17 protein-coding genes are annotated in these 16151 nt (G+C 66.8%); 4 read left to right on the top strand and 13 right to left on the bottom strand.

Annotation, left to right across the window (positions count from 1 at the left end; genetic code table 11):
- Positions 1–119: 119 nt before the first annotated feature.
- The 4 genes from E8P82_RS14605 to E8P82_RS14590 form a co-directional block, all read right to left on the bottom strand.
- Complete coding sequence (locus tag E8P82_RS14605) at positions 120–1097, bottom strand: TerC family protein (protein ID WP_136455781.1); 978 nt, start codon at positions 1095–1097, stop codon at positions 120–122.
- 209 nt (positions 1098–1306) lie between these two features.
- Positions 1307–2581: an amidohydrolase family protein gene (locus E8P82_RS14600; RefSeq protein ID WP_136455780.1), complete on the bottom strand. Its 1275-nt coding sequence runs from the start codon at positions 2579–2581 to the stop codon at positions 1307–1309.
- A gap of 231 nt (positions 2582–2812) precedes the next feature.
- Complete coding sequence (locus tag E8P82_RS14595) at positions 2813–3652, bottom strand: ferredoxin family protein (RefSeq protein WP_136455779.1); 840 nt, start codon at positions 3650–3652, stop codon at positions 2813–2815.
- Between the two features lie 70 nt (positions 3653–3722).
- Entirely contained in the window at positions 3723–4925 is a 1203-nt protein-coding gene (locus E8P82_RS14590; protein WP_136455778.1) for a cupin domain-containing protein, read from the bottom strand.
- Between the two features lie 41 nt (positions 4926–4966).
- Here E8P82_RS14590 and E8P82_RS15220 point away from each other — a divergent pair, with 41 nt between their 5' ends.
- The 3 genes from E8P82_RS15220 (at position 4967) to E8P82_RS14575 (ending at position 7784) form a co-directional block, all read left to right on the top strand.
- The gene (locus tag E8P82_RS15220; RefSeq protein ID WP_211096891.1) at positions 4967–5284 is read left to right on the top strand and encodes a hypothetical protein; all 318 of its coding nucleotides are present in this window, start codon (positions 4967–4969) and stop codon (positions 5282–5284) included.
- Between the two features lie 495 nt (positions 5285–5779).
- Positions 5780–6502 (top strand): siderophore-interacting protein, encoded by a 723-nt coding sequence (locus E8P82_RS14580; protein ID WP_136455776.1) that lies wholly within the window; start codon positions 5780–5782, stop codon positions 6500–6502.
- Positions 6503–6506: 4 nt separating this feature from the next.
- Positions 6507–7784 (top strand): MFS transporter, encoded by a 1278-nt coding sequence (locus E8P82_RS14575; RefSeq protein ID WP_136455775.1) that lies wholly within the window; start codon positions 6507–6509, stop codon positions 7782–7784.
- A gap of 299 nt (positions 7785–8083) precedes the next feature.
- Here the strand turns inward: E8P82_RS14575 and E8P82_RS15085 are convergent, their stop codons facing one another.
- The 8 genes from E8P82_RS15085 to E8P82_RS14540 form a co-directional block, all read right to left on the bottom strand.
- Positions 8084–8239, bottom strand: a complete 156-nt coding sequence (locus E8P82_RS15085; RefSeq protein ID WP_168796586.1) for a hypothetical protein — start codon at positions 8237–8239, stop codon at positions 8084–8086.
- 117 nt (positions 8240–8356) lie between these two features.
- Positions 8357–10174, bottom strand: coding sequence for a putative bifunctional diguanylate cyclase/phosphodiesterase (locus tag E8P82_RS14570; RefSeq protein WP_136455774.1), 1818 nt, complete (start codon positions 10172–10174; stop codon positions 8357–8359).
- Positions 10171–10998: an alpha/beta fold hydrolase gene (locus E8P82_RS14565; RefSeq protein ID WP_136455773.1), complete on the bottom strand. Its 828-nt coding sequence runs from the start codon at positions 10996–10998 to the stop codon at positions 10171–10173. Before E8P82_RS14565 ends, E8P82_RS14570 begins: the two co-directional genes overlap by 4 nt.
- Positions 10999–11120: 122 nt before the next feature.
- Positions 11121–11741 (bottom strand): sigma-70 family RNA polymerase sigma factor, encoded by a 621-nt coding sequence (locus E8P82_RS14560; RefSeq protein ID WP_136455772.1) that lies wholly within the window; start codon positions 11739–11741, stop codon positions 11121–11123.
- Between the two features lie 154 nt (positions 11742–11895).
- Positions 11896–12768, bottom strand: coding sequence for a universal stress protein (locus tag E8P82_RS14555; RefSeq protein WP_136455771.1), 873 nt, complete (start codon positions 12766–12768; stop codon positions 11896–11898).
- Between the two features lie 141 nt (positions 12769–12909).
- Positions 12910–13704, bottom strand: coding sequence for a YsnF/AvaK domain-containing protein (locus tag E8P82_RS14550; protein ID WP_136455770.1), 795 nt, complete (start codon positions 13702–13704; stop codon positions 12910–12912).
- A gap of 92 nt (positions 13705–13796) precedes the next feature.
- Positions 13797–14438, bottom strand: coding sequence for an alpha/beta hydrolase (locus E8P82_RS14545; RefSeq protein WP_136455769.1), 642 nt, complete (start codon positions 14436–14438; stop codon positions 13797–13799).
- Between the two features lie 87 nt (positions 14439–14525).
- Positions 14526–14831, bottom strand: coding sequence for a DUF4193 domain-containing protein (locus E8P82_RS14540; protein ID WP_136455768.1), 306 nt, complete (start codon positions 14829–14831; stop codon positions 14526–14528).
- Between the two features lie 296 nt (positions 14832–15127).
- On the opposite strand from E8P82_RS14540, the gene E8P82_RS14535 reads away from it, so the two are divergent.
- Positions 15128–16033, top strand: a complete 906-nt coding sequence (locus E8P82_RS14535; RefSeq protein WP_246021466.1) for a DNA-3-methyladenine glycosylase family protein — start codon at positions 15128–15130, stop codon at positions 16031–16033.
- Here the strand turns inward: E8P82_RS14535 and E8P82_RS14530 are convergent.
- Positions 16030–16151 (bottom strand): integrase core domain-containing protein (locus E8P82_RS14530; protein ID WP_136455767.1); only part of this gene is annotated, 122 nt, incomplete at its 5' end. The two genes, E8P82_RS14535 and E8P82_RS14530, sit on opposite strands and share 4 nt — an antisense overlap.

The raw sequence follows: 16151 nt of genomic DNA, 5'->3' as shown, positions 1-16151 counted from the left end.
GAGAAGTGTTCTAGTCGATGCCCTCTTTACCGGAGTTCCGTTGCCTCACCAGCGGCGACACGCCCAACACCGAGCTTCCTTGACCACCCCGCCCTCCGCTTAACTACACGGCATTGCCCCTAGGGGTGCCTGCCGACGTCGCGCCTGGTTCTGCGCAGACTCGCCACCGTGGCGACGGCGATCGTCGCACCGATGAAGAGCAGCGAGAACCAGATGGGGATCTCGGGCACCCAGAGGAGCGGCTCACCACCGTTGATGAAGGGCAGTTCGTTGACGTGCAGGGCGTGGAAGACGAGCTTCACGCCGATGAACGCGAGGATGACGGCGAGTCCCTGGGCGAGGTAGACCAGGCGTTCGAGCAGTCCACCGATGAGGAAGTAGAGCTGGCGCAGGCCCATCAGGGCGAAAGCGTTGGCGGTGAAGACGATGTACGCCTCGTTGGTCAGCCCGTAGATCGCAGGAATGGAGTCGACGGCGAAGATCAGGTCAACGAAGCCGATCGCGATGATGGTCAGCAGCATCGGTGTGACGTAGCGTGTGCCGCCGAGCCTCACCGTGAGCCTGTCCTCGTGGTATTCGTCCGTGACCGGCAGGACGCGGCGGACGAGCGTCATGAATCTGCCGTCGGCCGGATTGGATTCGTGACTGCCGAAGGCCTGCCGGTAGGCGAGGAACAGCAGTAGTGCGCCGAAGAAGTAGAAGGTCCAGGAGAAGTTCTCGATCAGTCCGGCGCCGATGGCGATGAATCCTCCGCGGAGCACGAGGGCGATGATGATGCCGACCATCAGTACCTTCTGCTGGTACTTCTTCGGCACCGCGAAGCCCGTCATCACGAGCAGGAAGACGAACAGATTGTCGATCGACAGGGCCTTCTCGGTGAGATAGCCCGCGAAGTACTCACCGCCGAACGTCCACCCGGACACCATTCCGATCCCGACGCCGAACAGGAGTGCCAGGCCGATGTAGAAGGCGGACCAGCGGGCGGATTCTCCGATGGTGGGTTCGTGGGGTGTGCGCACGTGCGCGAAGAACTCGTAGACGAAGAAGATGATCGTCACGGCGATGGTGATCAACCAGATCGTGAGGGTGACCTGCATGAGCTGCTCCAGGGGTAGGCGTCGGATCCGTGCGCCAAGGTCTCCTCCGCCCGGATGGAACCGGAGCCGATGACCCGGGATGCTTGAACGCATCCGTAGTGACGGGTCGATCGCAGTCGGGAGTACTCCCCTTGATACATCGATGCTAGCGCATGGAACTCGCATGATCCCGGATTACTGGTGGGACAGCCTCTTGCGTTCGTGGCAGGCTACGGGGCTGCGAACCCGTCCATCCTCGTCTCGTAGGACTCCGGTCGGCGCGTGAAGACCGTCCTCCCGTGGCGCACCGAGCACAGGACCGCCGCCTGGTGCTGCACGGCTTCCTGATCGGTCGTGCAGTCGAGGACGATGCAGTGGGCAGGTTTGCCCTCCTCGATGCCGTAATGATCCTCGATCCCGAGGTTCTTCGCCCCGTGGGTGGTGATGAAATCGAGCGCTTGGTCGAGGTGCCGACCCGAGAGCATGTGCCCGACATGGAGTCCGGCTTCGAGGATCCGTAGCAGGTTGCCCTCACCCACCGGGTAGAACGGGTCGGCGATGGAGTCCTGTCCGAACGCGACATTGAGCCCGGCATCGGTCAACCGCTTGATGGGAGCCACACCCCGGGGCGCCGGAACCATGTCCCGCCCCTGAAGATGGAGGTTCTCGGTGGGGCAGATGGCGAAGTGGATGTCGGCGGCGAGGAGGTTCGGCACGAGCTTGGCCATGTACCCCTCCGCGTAGTAGGCCATCGCGACGGCGTGACTGGCCGTCACGGACACGTCGAGTCGGCGCTGCGAGGCAAGAGCGGCCATCACTTCGATGAAGCCGGACTGCTTGTCGTCGATCTCGTCGCAGTGCACGTCGATCGCAACGCCGTACTTCTCGGCGAGATCGAAGATGTACTCGAGGGAGGCCACGCCGTCCTCGCGTGTGGCCTCCAGGTGCGGGACGCCGCCAACGGCGTCGGCACCCATGGCCACCGCCTGCTCGAGCAGCTCACGACCGTTCGGGTACGACAGCACCGTGTTCTGTGGGAAGGCGACGATCTGGATCTGCACCCAGTCCTTCACGTCCTCGCGTAGCTGGAGCAGGGCCTTCAGGCTTGTCAGATCGTCCTCGGTCGTATCGACCTGAGACCGAATGAACCCGGTGCCCTTCGACACCGCGAGCCGCGCAGCAGACAAGGCATTGTCGTAGACCCGGTCGAAGGTGATCAGGCCGCGTTCTTTCTGCTCGGCGCGGATCTGGGTGGCCTCGAAGAGAGTACCGGAGTCGTTGCGCCGGGTCAGTCCTTCTGTCCCGGCATAGTCGAGATGGATGTGCGCGTCGACGAAGGGAGCCACAACCAGCCGCCCTGCGGCGTCGAATCTCTCGGAGCGATCCGCGTCGGACGTGTCGGAGGCGCGCTGCCCGGCGGGAACGATGGCACCGAACACGCCGTCATCGATACGAATGTCCCAGTGCCCCTCGCGGCCTTTCAGCGTGGCGTTGATGATGTCCATGATCAGTCCTCTCGACCGGAGTTCCTGTGGCGGCTGTGCTTGTCGCGTAGTCCGTCCTGTTGCCCAGTGTGTCTCCCTGACGGCACAGCCACGAAATCACTGGTTCTGCCCGGAGCGTGGTTGACATCGTCACCTGTCAGCGGTCACGTCCACCGTCGTGACCGGCGTCAGGAGCCTTTCCGGCACGATCACTGACGACGGCTGTCGTGGTGGGAACGTGATGCCGAGAACTCACAGTTCCCGGACGGACACCAGCTCGTAGTCGATGGCCGAGCTCATCTGCCGGCCCCGGCACGTGAGCTGATGCGGCGGTGTTCGGCGGGCGTGCACCTCCACCTCGACGTTGGCCAGATGGCTCGGCCGTCCCGTCAACCGGATGCGCCAGGTGTCGCCGTCGCGCGTGGTCCCGGCGACGACGTAGTCGTTGCGGCCAGCCGGCCCGAAGTGTTTGAGCGCACCGACGATGGCCGCCTGATGCGGTGAGAAAAGATCTGTGTAGCCGCGCAGGTGGTCGACGTTGATGCGGTCGGCGAGGTGGTCCTCGATCACACGGACGGCGGACTCCTCGTCCAGATTGCCGTAGTAGACGCCGTCGGGCGCCACTACGACGTTGGCAGCGAACCTGTCGCCTCCGACGTGCGCGCACTCCCACACCAGCTCCGGCCAGCGCTCGCCGAGGGCACGCCCTACCGGCCTGCCCCGCACTGCGCAGCACACGTCGTGCTGACCGTGCGTACAGACCAGGATGACGGGCGGATGACCGAGCTCGCCCGGTGAATCCAGCGCCGTGGCAATCGCGGCCAGGTCCTCGTCGCGGTTCCACGTGCCCCACTGCTGGCGGTAGCCGCCGGCACTGCCGAATCGCAGAACCGCCCAGCGGCCCGATCCTCCCGCCGTTCGTCGACCGGGACGCCTCACCAGCAGAATCCGAGCACGCTGGGCCTGCGCGGCCGAGAAGACACGCGCTTTCGTCTCCGGGTCCAGGTCGAGGCCGTCGAAACCATTGATGGGCCAGCCTCCCCGATACTCGATCAGGACCCAGACGAAGCCGCGGGGTGCGGTACCCGCCATCGGGTCGTCCCGCTCGCGCGCAGCGTTCGAGCAGAAGAAGCGGACCGGGCCGGGTACCTCCGCACCATCGCTAGTCAGCGGGAATCAACACCCCGGCGCGCATCAGCCTTTCCACGAGGTCGACGCCGAGCTCGCCCGCTGCATGGGGTTCGCCGTCGAGCATGCGTTCCACCGCTGGTAGTTCCGTCTCGCTGAAATCCAGCCAGCCCACGCGTGTGCTCAGACGTGGGCCCTCCAGACGTGCCTCCAGCGAACTGCGGAGCTGCACCAGCGCCGTCGACCCGAGGTTCCTGACGGAACGAAGCTGTGCCAGGGGACCCAGCGGCGCCGGCCGAGCCTGGCTGCGCCTGGTCCGATGGAACAGAGGTGCCGAATCCGCCGTCGAGATGGCTTCGCGGAGCCGCTCACGGATCAGGTCCAGTTCATCAGCAGGCCCGTCCACGCCGAGCGGCAGAGTGGCCCGCATCTGGGGATCATCGCGCAGCGCCTCGAGCGCGGACTGCGCGAGCTGCTCCGCCAGGGCGTAGCGGGTCCAGTTGTGGATCCCGAGGGTGAGGTGGATCGACACCTCACCCTGGGCCTGCGCTGCATGGAGCCATCCGCGTGGCAGGTAGAGCGCGTCGCCGGGTTCGAGCACCGTATCGATATATGCCTCGCCCTTGGCAGCCTCCGCCACCGTGGAGCGTCGGTCGGTCCACGGCTGGTCCCGCAGTGGATCGGTGTGCACGGGCTCGTGGATGATCCAGCGCTTCGTCCCCTCGATCTGCAGCACGAAGACGTCGTGGACGTCGTAGTGGTCATCGAAGCCACGGTTCTGCGGCGGCGTGATGTACGCGTTCGCCTGGACCGGGTGACCGAGTTCACCGCCCAACCGCGCGCTGAAGTCCGCGATCGGCTCCCAGGTGCGGTGCAGTGCCTGGAGCACCAGAGTGGCTCCGTCGGCGAACCTGCGCCAAAGCGCTGTGTCGTCGAGTTGGTCCGAAATGGTGGCGCCGATTCCCGCTCCCGACGTGAAGTCCGAATTCGGAAGGGTGGTGCCGTCCTTGGCTACACGAAGGAACGGTGCACGCAGTCCTCGCCGTGAGATGAGCTCATCAACGGCGTCGGCGGAGAGCAGGTCCGAGAAGTCGCTGGCCGAACGGGTCAGCAGGGCTGCGCGCCCCCAGACGTCGCTGGCGAACTTCTCGCGGTCGATGTCGATGAGGCGGGTCCCCAGGACGCCGGCACCGGTTGCGGTGACGGCGTCCTGGAGCTCCGTACGCGCAGTGTTCAAGAGCGCTTGCCCTCGTCAGCCGCACCATCGGCACCGCCGTCGTGAACGCCGGGAACGCCCGAAGCGCCGCCGTCCGCGGGGCCTTCAGCCGAACCATCGGCGCCGCCGTCGTGAACGCCGGGAACCCCTGCAGCGCCGCCGTCAGCCGGACCTTCAGCGCCACCATCGGCGCCGCCGTCAGCACCACCATCGGCACCGCCGTCGTGAACGCCGGGAACGCCTGCAGCGCCGCCGTCCGCCGGACCTTCAGCCGCACCGTCGGCGCCGCCGTCGTGTGCGCCGGGAACGCCTGCAGCGCCGCCGTCAGCCGGTCCTTCTACGTCATTGGAATTCTGCTCGTCTGCCATGCTTCCTCCTGAGAATCGAACGACTGAACCGGGCACGGTGTCCGTTGCCCCGTCCTGGCCAGGCATTTCTCCTCGCCTCTTCCCACACTATCGAAGAGCGTCGACCTGTGGGAGCGCAGGCAGCCCCCGACGCACGACGACCGGGAGTGGGCTACCCTCGGCAGGCTCTACCACTCCGTGCTGGTGCGATGGCCGCAATAGGCAAAATGATGAGGACACTCGAGCTAGCTTCGACTTCCTTTCCTCAACCCGTTGACACGCTTGTCAACCGGCGACCCTGTTTCGTCCGCAGCGCTTCGGCGAGAAAGTCACTTGCCAGGTCCCCGTCATCAGGTCGATGAAGCAGATGTTCACGCCGCAGCTCAGCAGCGCAGTAGAGGTTACCGGCCTCAGCCGGGACGGAGGCTATCGGGCCAGGTGTGCCATAACGACCGACCGCATAGAGTTAGGGTAGCCTTTGCTAACGCATTCTGGCTCGAGTCGACATGTAGGCCAAGGAGATGACAGATGGGTCATGGGTGGGAGCACACCGTGCTCAAGGTGCTCGGCGCCCGCGATTTCCGGCTCTCACTGCTCAACCGGGTTGAAATCACGCCGTCGTACCTACGTCTGACGTTCGCTGACGGGGGGCTCCTCTCCGCGGCGACAATCCACCCGACCATGTGGATCCGGCTGTGGTTCGAACACGACGGCAAACCCCACCAGCGTGCGTTCACCCTCGTTGCTCCGGACAGCGCGGCCGGGACATTCGACGTGGACTTCGCCCTGCATCCGGGTGCCGCCGCTGATTGGTCACGTGATGCCCCGCTCGGGGCACCGCTGGATGCCACCCTCCAGGGCAGTAAGTTCGCCATCCCGAGCCCCACACCGACACGACTGGCCGTCGTCGGCGACGCCGCCTCCGCGCCGGCGATCAACTCCCTCCTCGATGCGATGCCGGATACCCCGGCGACGATCTGGTTCGGTCACAACGCGCCCGAGGACCATGCGATCCCCTTGCATTCGCGCCCGGCTGACGATCTCCGGCGCATCGAGTGCATGCGCGGTCCGGATGCGCTCGTCGATGCTGTGACCTCCGAGCTGGTGGGTCGACCGGTCGCCGCGATGCCGGACATGGTCTGGGTCGCGATCGAGACGTCGGCAACCCGCCGGCTGACCAAGAAACTACGAGAGGATCTCGGTGTCCCCAAGCGATCTCTCCATGCGCTCGGATACTGGCGCGCAGCCTGACTCGATGGCGGCGACAGTCGCCTCGAACCATCCCGCCGGGACCGGCACGCCCCGGGGCAGTGCTCGTAAGGCGCTGAAACTCGTCGGAGGCCTGTACGTCACCCAGTACCTCGGCATCGGGTTCTTCACCATCGGGCTCGTCGGCATCCTCCGCGACAGCGGTGTCTCCCTCGCCACGCTCGGCCTGATCCAGCTCATCGGCATCATCTGGCCTCTGAAGGTGTTCTGGTCACCGCTTGTGGACCGCTTCGGGAGCCGCCGACTCGGTCACTACCGGAGCTGGCTACTGATCTTCCAGACCGGCCTGGTGCTCAGCCTGATCGCCCTTGTTCCGTTCACTGACCCTGCCGGATCCCTCGGCATCGTGCTCACGCTGTGCGCGATCTACGTCGTCTGTTCAGCGACCCAGGACATTGCCGCCGACGCGATCGCCGTCCGGATGCTCACCGGCACACTGCGCGGTTGGGGTAACGGCATCCAGGTCGCTGCGACCTACCTCGGCAGCGTCATAGGAGGTGGCCTCAGTATCGCCGTGTACGACAGATTCGGATGGATGGCGGCCCTCGGGCTGCTCACCGCTGCAACGCTGGTCGGCCTCGTTCTCGTCCTGCAGTTCCGCGAACCGGTACGCACGACACCACCTACGGCCCTCAGCAACGGATTCCGCGCGCTCGGCTCGGTCCTCGGGCAGCCCGGATGCCGTCCCTGGGCGTTGGTGACAGTGCCCCTGCTCTACAGTGGGTCCGCCGGCATCTACGCGCTGGTGACCCCCGCGCTGGTCGACGCCGGATGGTCGCTCACGCTCATCGGAACGGTCACCGCGATCATCGCCTCCATCCCGGCGATCCTTGCCGGCGTTGCCGCCGGCGGCGCGATCGCCCGCTGGGGACGCGCCCCGGTGCTGATCATCGGCGTGATCGTTCTGCTCACAGGGAGCATCGGTCTGCTGGTGACGCTGACCGGCGAGGCCCCCACCGCGTTGACCATCATCACGCTGTGCGTCTTCATGAGCGGTTACACAGCCACCAACGTCGTCGCCTACACCGTGACGATGGATTTCTCCCGCCCGTCGACAGCAGGAACCGACTTCACCCTGCTGACCAGCATCGGTCTTGCGGTCTCGTTCATTGCCAGCAGCCTCGGCCTTGCCCTGGCCGGGGTCGTAGGCTATCTCGCGACCGGGAGTCTTGCTCTCGCCCTGGTCCTGGCGGGATGCGTACTCGGCTACCGGCAGCTTCGTGCGATAGCGAAAGCACCTGCGCCCATCGGCGTCGGCTACTGACTATCCGGCACTGCCGTGCGGGACATCCACCAGAGGGCACCTCAGTCGATGGTGGGAACCCGGGTAGCCCGCTCGAAAGCCCGGCCGGGAATGGCATGAGACCGGCGTCGTCGTTCCCTGCCTCGTCGAAACCGCAGAAATGACCACACATCACCATGGCCAGCGGTAACTTCTGCCATCTCGGCCGGTGTGGATCGCTCGGCCGCCCCGGCGCAGTACCGCAGACCAGGACGGCGACGCGAAATCCAGACCTCGAGGGGCGTCCGCACCAGCGGGCGCCCCTCGAACAAGCGCTTGAGTCAGCTGTTCTCGGTGCGGACCGGGCTGTCGCCGTCCTCCTCGAGAGGTGAAGGCGTGTCGCCGTCCTCGGACAGGGCCTCGTGGCCCGCCAGGGACTCGGACAGCTCCTCGTCTGCCGACTCGTCGTGCTGTGGCTGCTCACTGTGGGTACTCATGGGGCGTCCTTCCGCTGGGATCCTGCGCGTCCGACGCCGTGCCGCTCCTGCAGAAGACTGCCGGCGGCGGTGCGACGTCGTGCTGCCACCCTACGCGTATCAGCAGCAGGCTCGGGATCAGACTGCGGCGAGCATCTCGACGTCGTCGTCCGGCTCGGCGTGGGCCGGGCCAGGACCCGCCGCACGCCCGGAAGCTACGGACGGTGGCTGCGCCGTGATCCAGTCCTCGAGGAGCTCCGGCGCCAGCGGTCTGCTGTAGTGGAAGCCCTGGGCCAGATCACAGCCCATGGTGAGCAGCGTGGAGCGCTGGTAGTCCGTCTCGACTCCCTCGGCAACGGCACGGATGCCGACGGCGTGCGCCAGCTGGATGCAGCTCGAGACGATCGCGCAGTCTCCGTCGCTGGTGCCGAGTCCGCTGACGAACGACCTGTCGATCTTCAACTCGTCGATCGGGAATTCCTTGAGATAGGTCAGGCTCGCGTACCCCGTCCCGAAATCGTCGATGGCAAGCCCTACGCCGAGTGCCTTGAGGGTGGTGAGTACCTTGCGCGCCATCACGGGGTTCTCCATGAGCGCCGTCTCGGTGATCTCCAGGGTCAGCAGACTCGGATCGAAGCCGTACCGCGTCAGAGAGGCCTGCACCATGCAGGCGAGTTGCGGGTCGGCGAGTTGCCGGGCGGAGAGATTCACGGCAATGCTGACGGGCGCATTCCCGTCACCCAGTCGACTCCATTGCGCTCCCTGCTGCACGGCCGCATCCAGCACCCAGGCGCCGAGCTCGCGAATCAGACCCGACTCCTCGGCCAGATCGATGAACTCGGCAGGTTGCAGCAGACCGCGTGTCGGGTGCTCCCAGCGCACCAGGGCCTCCACACCGCTGATGACACTCGTGGCGATGGTCATTCGCGGCTGGTAATGGACGCGTAGCTGGCCGCCCTCGATCCCATGCCTGAGTTCCCCGAGGAGGCGCATGCGATTGACCGCGGGGTCCACCTCGGAGGGATCGTGGACCTCCCAGGTGTTCCGGCCGCGCGCCTTCGCCCGGTACATCGCTATGTCGGCCCAGCGCAGCAGCTTCTCGGGCTCGGAGCTCTCGTCGTCGGCGAGCGCAATCCCGATGCTGGCCGAGCAGACCACTTCGAGGCCCTCGATCTCCAGCGGTCTGTTCACCATCTCGAGCAGCCGTTCGGCCAGCACCGTGGCATCGGTCGCGGATCCGACGTGCTCGACGACGACGAACTCGTCGCCTGCCAGCCGCGCCACCGTGCCGGCGCTGCTCAGTGTCGAGGAGAGCCGCTGCGCGACGACGGTGAGCAGCTCGTCCCCCGCGTTGTGCCCGAGACTGTCGTTGACCGATTTGAAGTGGTCGAGATCCACGAACAGCACGGCGATGCTCGCCCCGGGCGCTCGCCCGGTGAGTCCGCGCTCGAGGATCAGCGCCAGTCCTGCACGGTTCGGCAGACTCGTGAGGGAATCGTGCAGGGCAAGGTGCTGTAACCCGGCCTCGGCCCGGACGCTGCGTGCTTCGGACTCCTCTGCACGTCTGCGGGCGGAGACGAGTTCGAGTTCGTACCGGCGGCGTTCGTGGGCGCTGAAGATGATGACACGATGCTCGACACCGCCGTCGTGGTTCACCGACCGGGTCGCCGTGAGCAGGGCTGCCCTGGGCTTCCCCGACGCATCGACGATCTCGAGCGATACCTCGGACACGGTTCCGGTGAGCTGCATCTGGGGGACACTGCGGGTCGTGTGGAGGAGGCGGTCGCCCATCGGCATCATGCGGGCGAGGAAGGTCCCGACGACGTCGTCGCTCGTGTACCCCGTCCAGGCCAGGAAGGTCGCGTTGGCGGCCGTGATCAGCCACTTCTCGTCGGTGATGAGGTAGCCGCACGGTGCGTGCGCGAAGAGCTGCTCGTAGTCCGCCGCGGTGATCATCGCGCGGCTGCTGAGAGGTACTGCAGGATGGCCTGTGCAGTCTCCTCGGGCGCGCTGGCCTGGGGGACGTGACCGGTCGCCGCGAGCTCCACCAACGTGCTCCCCGCAAGCCGCTCGTCGAGGTAGCGCCCTACCTCTAGTGGAGCGAGCATGTCCTCGGAGCACTGCAGGATCAGCGACGGGACACGCAGGTCCGCCAGGCGCGAGCGGATGTCCGAGAGGAAGCTGACCCGGGCGAAGGTGCGGGCCGTGTCGGGATCGGTCCGGCAGAAGCTGGTCTCCAGCTCGTCCGTCAGCACGGGTGTGCCGGGATTCCCCATGATGACGGGGGCGAGGGATGCGGACCACGCGAAGTAGTTGCTGTCGAGCGATTCGAGCAGCCCGTCGATGTCCTGCTGCGTGAAGCCACCCACATAACCGTCACCCGGGTCGTCGATGTAGGAGGGCGACGGCGCCACGAAGACCAGTCGGCGGAACCGGTCGGGCTCCTCGATCGCCGCGACGACGGCCATCATCGTCGCGACACTGTGGGCCACGAGGACCACCTCGTGGAGCTCGAGGTCCTCGCACAGTGCCAGGATGTCCGCGGCGTAGCCGTCGAGGGTCGAGTACTTCTCGGGGTCGTAGTGGTGCAGGTCCGAGCGCCCGGATCCCATGTGGTCGAACGCCACGACGCGGAATCCGTCCTCGAAGTAGGGGAGCACGCGACGCCACATGGAACGGTCGCAGCCGAAGCCGTGGGCGAAGAGGAGGACCGGCCCGTCGGGTCGACCGCTGATCCTGACGTTGTGCCGCTCCGCGAGGGCTGATGGTGCGCTGTCCACTGGTGCATCCGTTTCCTGAACAAGGGATCTGAGCAGCACGATCTGCTGCCCTGCCAGGTTCTCTCGGCTCGCGGCGATGCATCGTAAGGCAACGGCCGGCCCGTCCTGCCCGTCGAGAAACCTCAGGTCATCGAAAGCTGCGCTTCGAGTGCACTTCGCAGCTTCTTGAGACCATCGCGGATGCGGGTCTTCGCCGTCGCCACGGGTACCCCGAGCCGCTCGGCCACCTCGACGTAGGTCAAGTGCGAGAAATAGGCCAGGGAGATCGCCTCGTACTGCACGGCCGAGAGTACAGCCAGGCTGGCACGAACTCGCTCGGCCTCCTCCCGTCCGGCAACCTGCTCCGCAACCTCGTCGAAGCCCTCGGACCAGTGCCGCCTGCCCCACAGCTCGTCACGCACAGCACGGGAATGTTCCGAGCGCAGCCGGTCCACCGCACGCCGGTGGGTCAGGGTCATGAGCCAGGAGATCGGGTGCCCGAGGGCTGGTTCGTACCTGTGCCCCTGCTCCCAGACCATGAGGAAGACCTCCTGTGTCACCTCGGCGCTGGCCTCAGGATCACCGAGGATCTTGCGGGCCAGCCCGAAGACGCGCCGCGAGCATGCCCGGTAGAGCGACTGGAAGGCCTGGGCGTCCCTGAGCCCCGTCGCCACCAGGAGCGCCGTGAGATCAGGAGCTTCTTCCGACTGCTCCGAGCGGAGAGGGGGACCAGGTGCGGGCGGCGCGCCGTCGTTGGCGTTCACCGGAAGTGAAGAGACGATGGTGGGGCTTTCTGGCTGAGACCGGAACAGGGCGGCGCCCTGTGCCCTGAATCTAACGCCTTGCACGCCGGGGGTCCACCACCTGCGCCGATCCTGCGGTACGTCCCGCGAGCCAGGACTCCGACGGAGCCCGGAATCAGGCTTCGGCCGGGACCGATGTCCGGGTGATGACGAGCGTCGGACACGGCGGGTCGAGCAGGAGCTTGTGGGTCACCGATCCCAGCGACATCGCCGATCGCGCCCCGCTGCCGTGCCGACCGATCACCAGGAGCGCAGCCCCGGCAGCCTGCAGGGAGAGCGCCCTCACGGGTCCGTTGACGTCGTCGACCGTCCAGCGCACCTCGAGCCCGGGAAACTGTGCGCGTACCCCGGCGAGCATCTCCGGCTCCGCGAGCGATGCTTCGGCAGCGGCACCCACCGTGGTCACGACGGTCAGCGTCGTACCGGTGCGAGCGGCTTCCTCGGCAGCCCTCAGCAGTGCGGACCTCGACATCCCGGAGCCGTCGACCCCGACCACCACACCACCCGGCTTCGACCCTGCCGCAGCGTGGTCGGTGGGAGGCACGACGACGACCGGTGCACTCGAGTTCAGCGCCACCTGAAGCGCCACCGACCCCTTGAACTCCCCGCTGGCGGCATCCTTCCGGTCAGCTCCGAGAACGAGCATCGGTGCAGTGGCAGCAAGGCCCAGGAGTGCCTCCACGATCCCCCCGCAGTGCAGGTAGGTGCCGACGCGCAGATCCGGGTGCTCGCCGACCACGCGTGAGGCCTCCCGACCGATCAGCTCGCGACCGCGCTTCACCTCGTCGGCGAAGGAACTGCCGGGAGGCAGCAGACCCGGATCGGCGACCGCATGCAGCACGGTGACGGGTGCGGACAGCGACGCCGCCCGCGCTGCGGCCCAGTCGACGACGGCGCGGTCGCCGTCGGGATCACGGACGGCAACGAGCATCGGCTCCTCGGGGCCCGCGACGGGCTGTTCTGTGCCCGGATCCGGAGTGGTCGCCATGATTGCTGGGATTCCTTTCAGGAAGTGAGGTTTTCCGCTGTGGGAAGGTATCAGCCGGGCAGTCGTCCATGCGACCCTCTCAGACGACAGACACCAGGGGCAGGGCCTTTCGGCCCTGCCCCTGGGTCGGGAGGCGAGGAGCTACGACTCCACCGTCTCCGTCTCGATCACTTCCTTGCGCACCTGGCCGCTCACGACCTCGTCGTGGGTGTGTGCCTCGCGACTGATCCGAACGCGCTCGATCGGTACGACCTCCATCTCCACGCGCGGCTTCTCCTCGTACAGGACCACCTCGACCACGTCGCCGTCGAACGCGGTCTCGACGGCGGAGTAGAGCTGCTCGCGCTCGGCGTCGGTGTAGGCGGTCTCGCCGTCGTCGTAGTACGCCGCGCCGTTGCTGATGGGCTCACGCTCGACCACGAGTTCCTCGCGCCGGATCTGGACGGTCATGGTGACGTCCTCGGTGACCACACGCTTGACCAGGCGGACTCGCTCGGTCTCGCGGAGTTCGGTTCCCACACGGAGCCGCTCCTCGGAGCGGACCATGGAGTAGTCGTCCCCCTCGGGTCGGGACGAGCGCATGCGCTCACCTTCCGCGCGACCGGCGTCGTCGTTTTCCGCCATGAGTCCGTAGTAGCGCAGCAACTGCTGCTCCTCCTCCGGGGAGAGATGCCCGTCGTGGGACATCTTGGGGGACTCGGACACCGTACTGTGGCTGAAGGGCACGCGGACGTCGTCGCCGGCGAGCTCCGCGCCCTGCAGCGGGACGAAGGATTCCGGGTTGCCCGAGGTATGGGTCACCACGGTGACCCAGCTCGGTTCGCCGGTGGCGTCGTCCACGTAGAGCTGGCCCATGGGGCCGAGCACTGCGCCGTCCTCGCTCAGCACGTTCGCGCCGGCGTTCATGGAGTCCTTCATCTGGTCAAGCGTGATCATGACGGCCCTTTCGAAGAGATGTACCTACCTCACCGTAGGTTCTGGCAGGAGCCATAGCAAGCATGCTTAGTACCGCTGTGCCCTCGAGCAGGTCACCAACCCTGCTCCCTCAGCCATCGGACGGCCAGCTCCATCCACCCCTCAGCACCGCCGCTCCCCTCGGCCAGACCGATGCCGTGCTCCCCCTCGGCGAAGACATGGAGGTCATGGGGAACGGCATGGGCCGCGAGCGCCTGTCCCAGGAGATACGAGTGCTCCACCGGGACGGAGGCATCGGCCGCAGTGTGCCAGATGAAGAACGGTGGGGCGTCCCGCGTCACGAGGCGATCCAGCGAGGTCGCGGCCCGTGTCCGGAGGTCGACGTCGGCACCGAGCAACTCGTCCTGGGATCCCCGGTGCGTGGCCAGTTCCATGGAGACCACCGGATAGCAGAGCACCGCGGCGTCCACGTGCTCCTCGTGCGGTGCCGAGGGCGCGAGTGCCGCGTGACCCGCCAGGTGCCCGCCCGCGGAGAACCCGAGCAGGGCTACGCGCTTCGCGCCGACCGCCCTGACGCGCCGGATCTCCACGCGAACGGCCTCGAGCGGGCCCGGGTGCCGGCTCTGCACGGGATACCGGAACACGCCGGCGCAGATGCCGAACGAGCGCAGCCGTTCGGCCACGACCTCCCCTTCGTTGTCGGACAATTCGGAGTAGCCGCCACCGGGCAGGACGATCACGTGGGAGGAGTTCATGAAGTCACCGTACTTCGCACGTGCGTGGCAAACGGAAAAGCCCCCGGTCGCAGGGACCAGGGGCTCTCTCGGGGTTCTGGAGGGCGCTCAGCCCTCGCACTCGGTGCAGAACTTGTCGCCGTTCTTCTCACGGGCGAGCTGGCTGCGGTGGTGTACGAGGAAGCAGGACATACAGGTGAACTCGTCCTCCTGCTCGGGAATGACCTGGATCAGGAGTTCCTCGTGCGAAAGATCGGCTCCGGGCAGGTCGATGCCCTCGGCGGTCTCGCCGTCCTCGACATCGATCAGCGCGGTCTGCGTGGTGGCGCTGCGCTGTGCCTGGATGGCCTCGAGTGACTCGTTGGCCGGCTGGTCCTCCGGGCGAACGCGTGGCTCGTCGTAATCGGTTGCCATTTGGTAGATCTCCTTCTGTGGGCGGGAACGATGCCCAGATGCCATTCACAACTTCGGCAGCGGTGGAAGTATTCCACACGACGCGAGCAATATACATGCTACGGAGCAGTTTTTTCTTCCCGAAGCGGCAAAAACCTCGAACCGTGCCCCATTATGACGGAAGGCTCCGCGTGTGGTACCAGGATCGAAGCACACACAAGGAGGCATACTCGCAGGTGAACGTGACCTTCACGCAGCGTCCCGGGCAGCACCGTAGTGGTGCACCGGAGCCATCCCGACCGGTGCAGGAGAATGCCATGGCCCCCACAGCCGCACCCGACACGGCCAGCCCCGCGGTGGCCGGCCGCAGCGCCATCCTCACACCGAACGGCGCACTCGACGCCGGGCCCATGGCTGCCATCCTCGCCAATCACGCGATCCCTGGGTGCGAGAGAACGGACCGCTCCGGCCGCTCGCATACGCGCCTGCTCACGATCCCGGCCGGACCACGGCGCGTCACCGTCACCATCCGGCCCGACGACGTCGAACTCACCGCGGACACCGCGGATGACGCCGAGTTCGAGCAGCTCGTGCGGATCACCAGGACGTGGCTGGACCTGGACACGGACGTCGGCGTGATCGCCCGTGCGTTCGACGACGATCCGCTCCTCGGGCCGCTGGTCCGGCGTCGTCCCGGTCTGCGCGCCGTGGGCTACCCGGACGCGTTCGAGGCGGCCATCATGACGGTCCTCGGGCAGCAGGTCTCCGTCGCGGCCGGCACGACGTTCGGCGGCAGGCTCGCCACCGCGTACGGCACACCCTCCCCGTCGGGGCTGACCGTCTTCCCCACGCCGAGAACCATCGCGGAGGCCCAGTTCGAGGAACTGCGCGCGGCCATCGGGGTGACCAGGACGCGGGCAGCGACGGTGCAGCACGTGGCCCGCGCCGTCGTCGACGGTCTGGACCTGGATCCTTCCGGCGACCACGCCGCGCTGCGGAGGCAGCTGCTCGCCCTGCCAGGCATCGGCCCCTGGAGTGCGGACTACCTGATGGTGCGCGTACTGCGCGACCCGGACGCCTTCACTCCCGGTGACCTGGTGGCACGGCGCGCCATGGGTGATCCGGGTATTCGCGCCGCCGAACGCCTCGCCGAGGCGTGGCGCCCCTACCGCGCGTACGCCCTGTTCCACCTGTGGACCGCCTCCACGTACCGCGAGGCCTAGGTGTTCTTCCCACGGACGTTGTGTACGCGGTCGATGGGTGATTTGCCTTTGATGCCGGTATGGGGTCTGTGGTGATTGTAGTCGTGGATCCAGGCTTGGTAGGTGTCGGCTCGGGCGG

Origin of the sequence: Arthrobacter echini (assembly GCF_004803505.1) — a bacterium.
Classification (GTDB): domain Bacteria; phylum Actinomycetota; class Actinomycetes; order Actinomycetales; family Micrococcaceae; genus Arthrobacter_D; species Arthrobacter_D echini.
The sequence above is the reverse complement of the archived record's forward strand: the minus strand, read 5'-3'. Positions and strand labels throughout refer to the sequence as shown.

What these genes read in the sequence shown, in the direction of transcription:
- E8P82_RS14605 (WP_136455781.1), bottom strand. Translation starts at nt 1,097, where the DNA reads ATGCAGGTCACCCTCACGATCTGGTTGATCACCATCGCCGTGACGATC.
- E8P82_RS14600 (WP_136455780.1), bottom strand. Translation starts at nt 2,581, where the DNA reads ATGGACATCATCAACGCCACGCTGAAAGGCCGCGAGGGGCACTGGGAC.
- E8P82_RS14595 (WP_136455779.1), bottom strand. Translation starts at nt 3,652, where the DNA reads ATGGCGGGTACCGCACCCCGCGGCTTCGTCTGGGTCCTGATCGAGTAT.
- E8P82_RS14580 (WP_136455776.1), top strand. Translation starts at nt 5,780, where the DNA reads ATGGGTCATGGGTGGGAGCACACCGTGCTCAAGGTGCTCGGCGCCCGC.
- E8P82_RS14575 (WP_136455775.1), top strand. Translation starts at nt 6,507, where the DNA reads ATGGCGGCGACAGTCGCCTCGAACCATCCCGCCGGGACCGGCACGCCC.
- E8P82_RS15085 (WP_168796586.1), bottom strand. Translation starts at nt 8,239, where the DNA reads ATGAGTACCCACAGTGAGCAGCCACAGCACGACGAGTCGGCAGACGAG.
- E8P82_RS14570 (WP_136455774.1), bottom strand. Translation starts at nt 10,174, where the DNA reads ATGATCACCGCGGCGGACTACGAGCAGCTCTTCGCGCACGCACCGTGC.
- E8P82_RS14555 (WP_136455771.1), bottom strand. Translation starts at nt 12,768, where the DNA reads ATGGCGACCACTCCGGATCCGGGCACAGAACAGCCCGTCGCGGGCCCC.
- E8P82_RS14550 (WP_136455770.1), bottom strand. Translation starts at nt 13,704, where the DNA reads ATGATCACGCTTGACCAGATGAAGGACTCCATGAACGCCGGCGCGAAC.
- E8P82_RS14545 (WP_136455769.1), bottom strand. Translation starts at nt 14,438, where the DNA reads ATGAACTCCTCCCACGTGATCGTCCTGCCCGGTGGCGGCTACTCCGAA.
- E8P82_RS14540 (WP_136455768.1), bottom strand. Translation starts at nt 14,831, where the DNA reads ATGGCAACCGATTACGACGAGCCACGCGTTCGCCCGGAGGACCAGCCG.
- E8P82_RS14535 (WP_246021466.1), top strand. Translation starts at nt 15,128, where the DNA reads ATGGCCCCCACAGCCGCACCCGACACGGCCAGCCCCGCGGTGGCCGGC.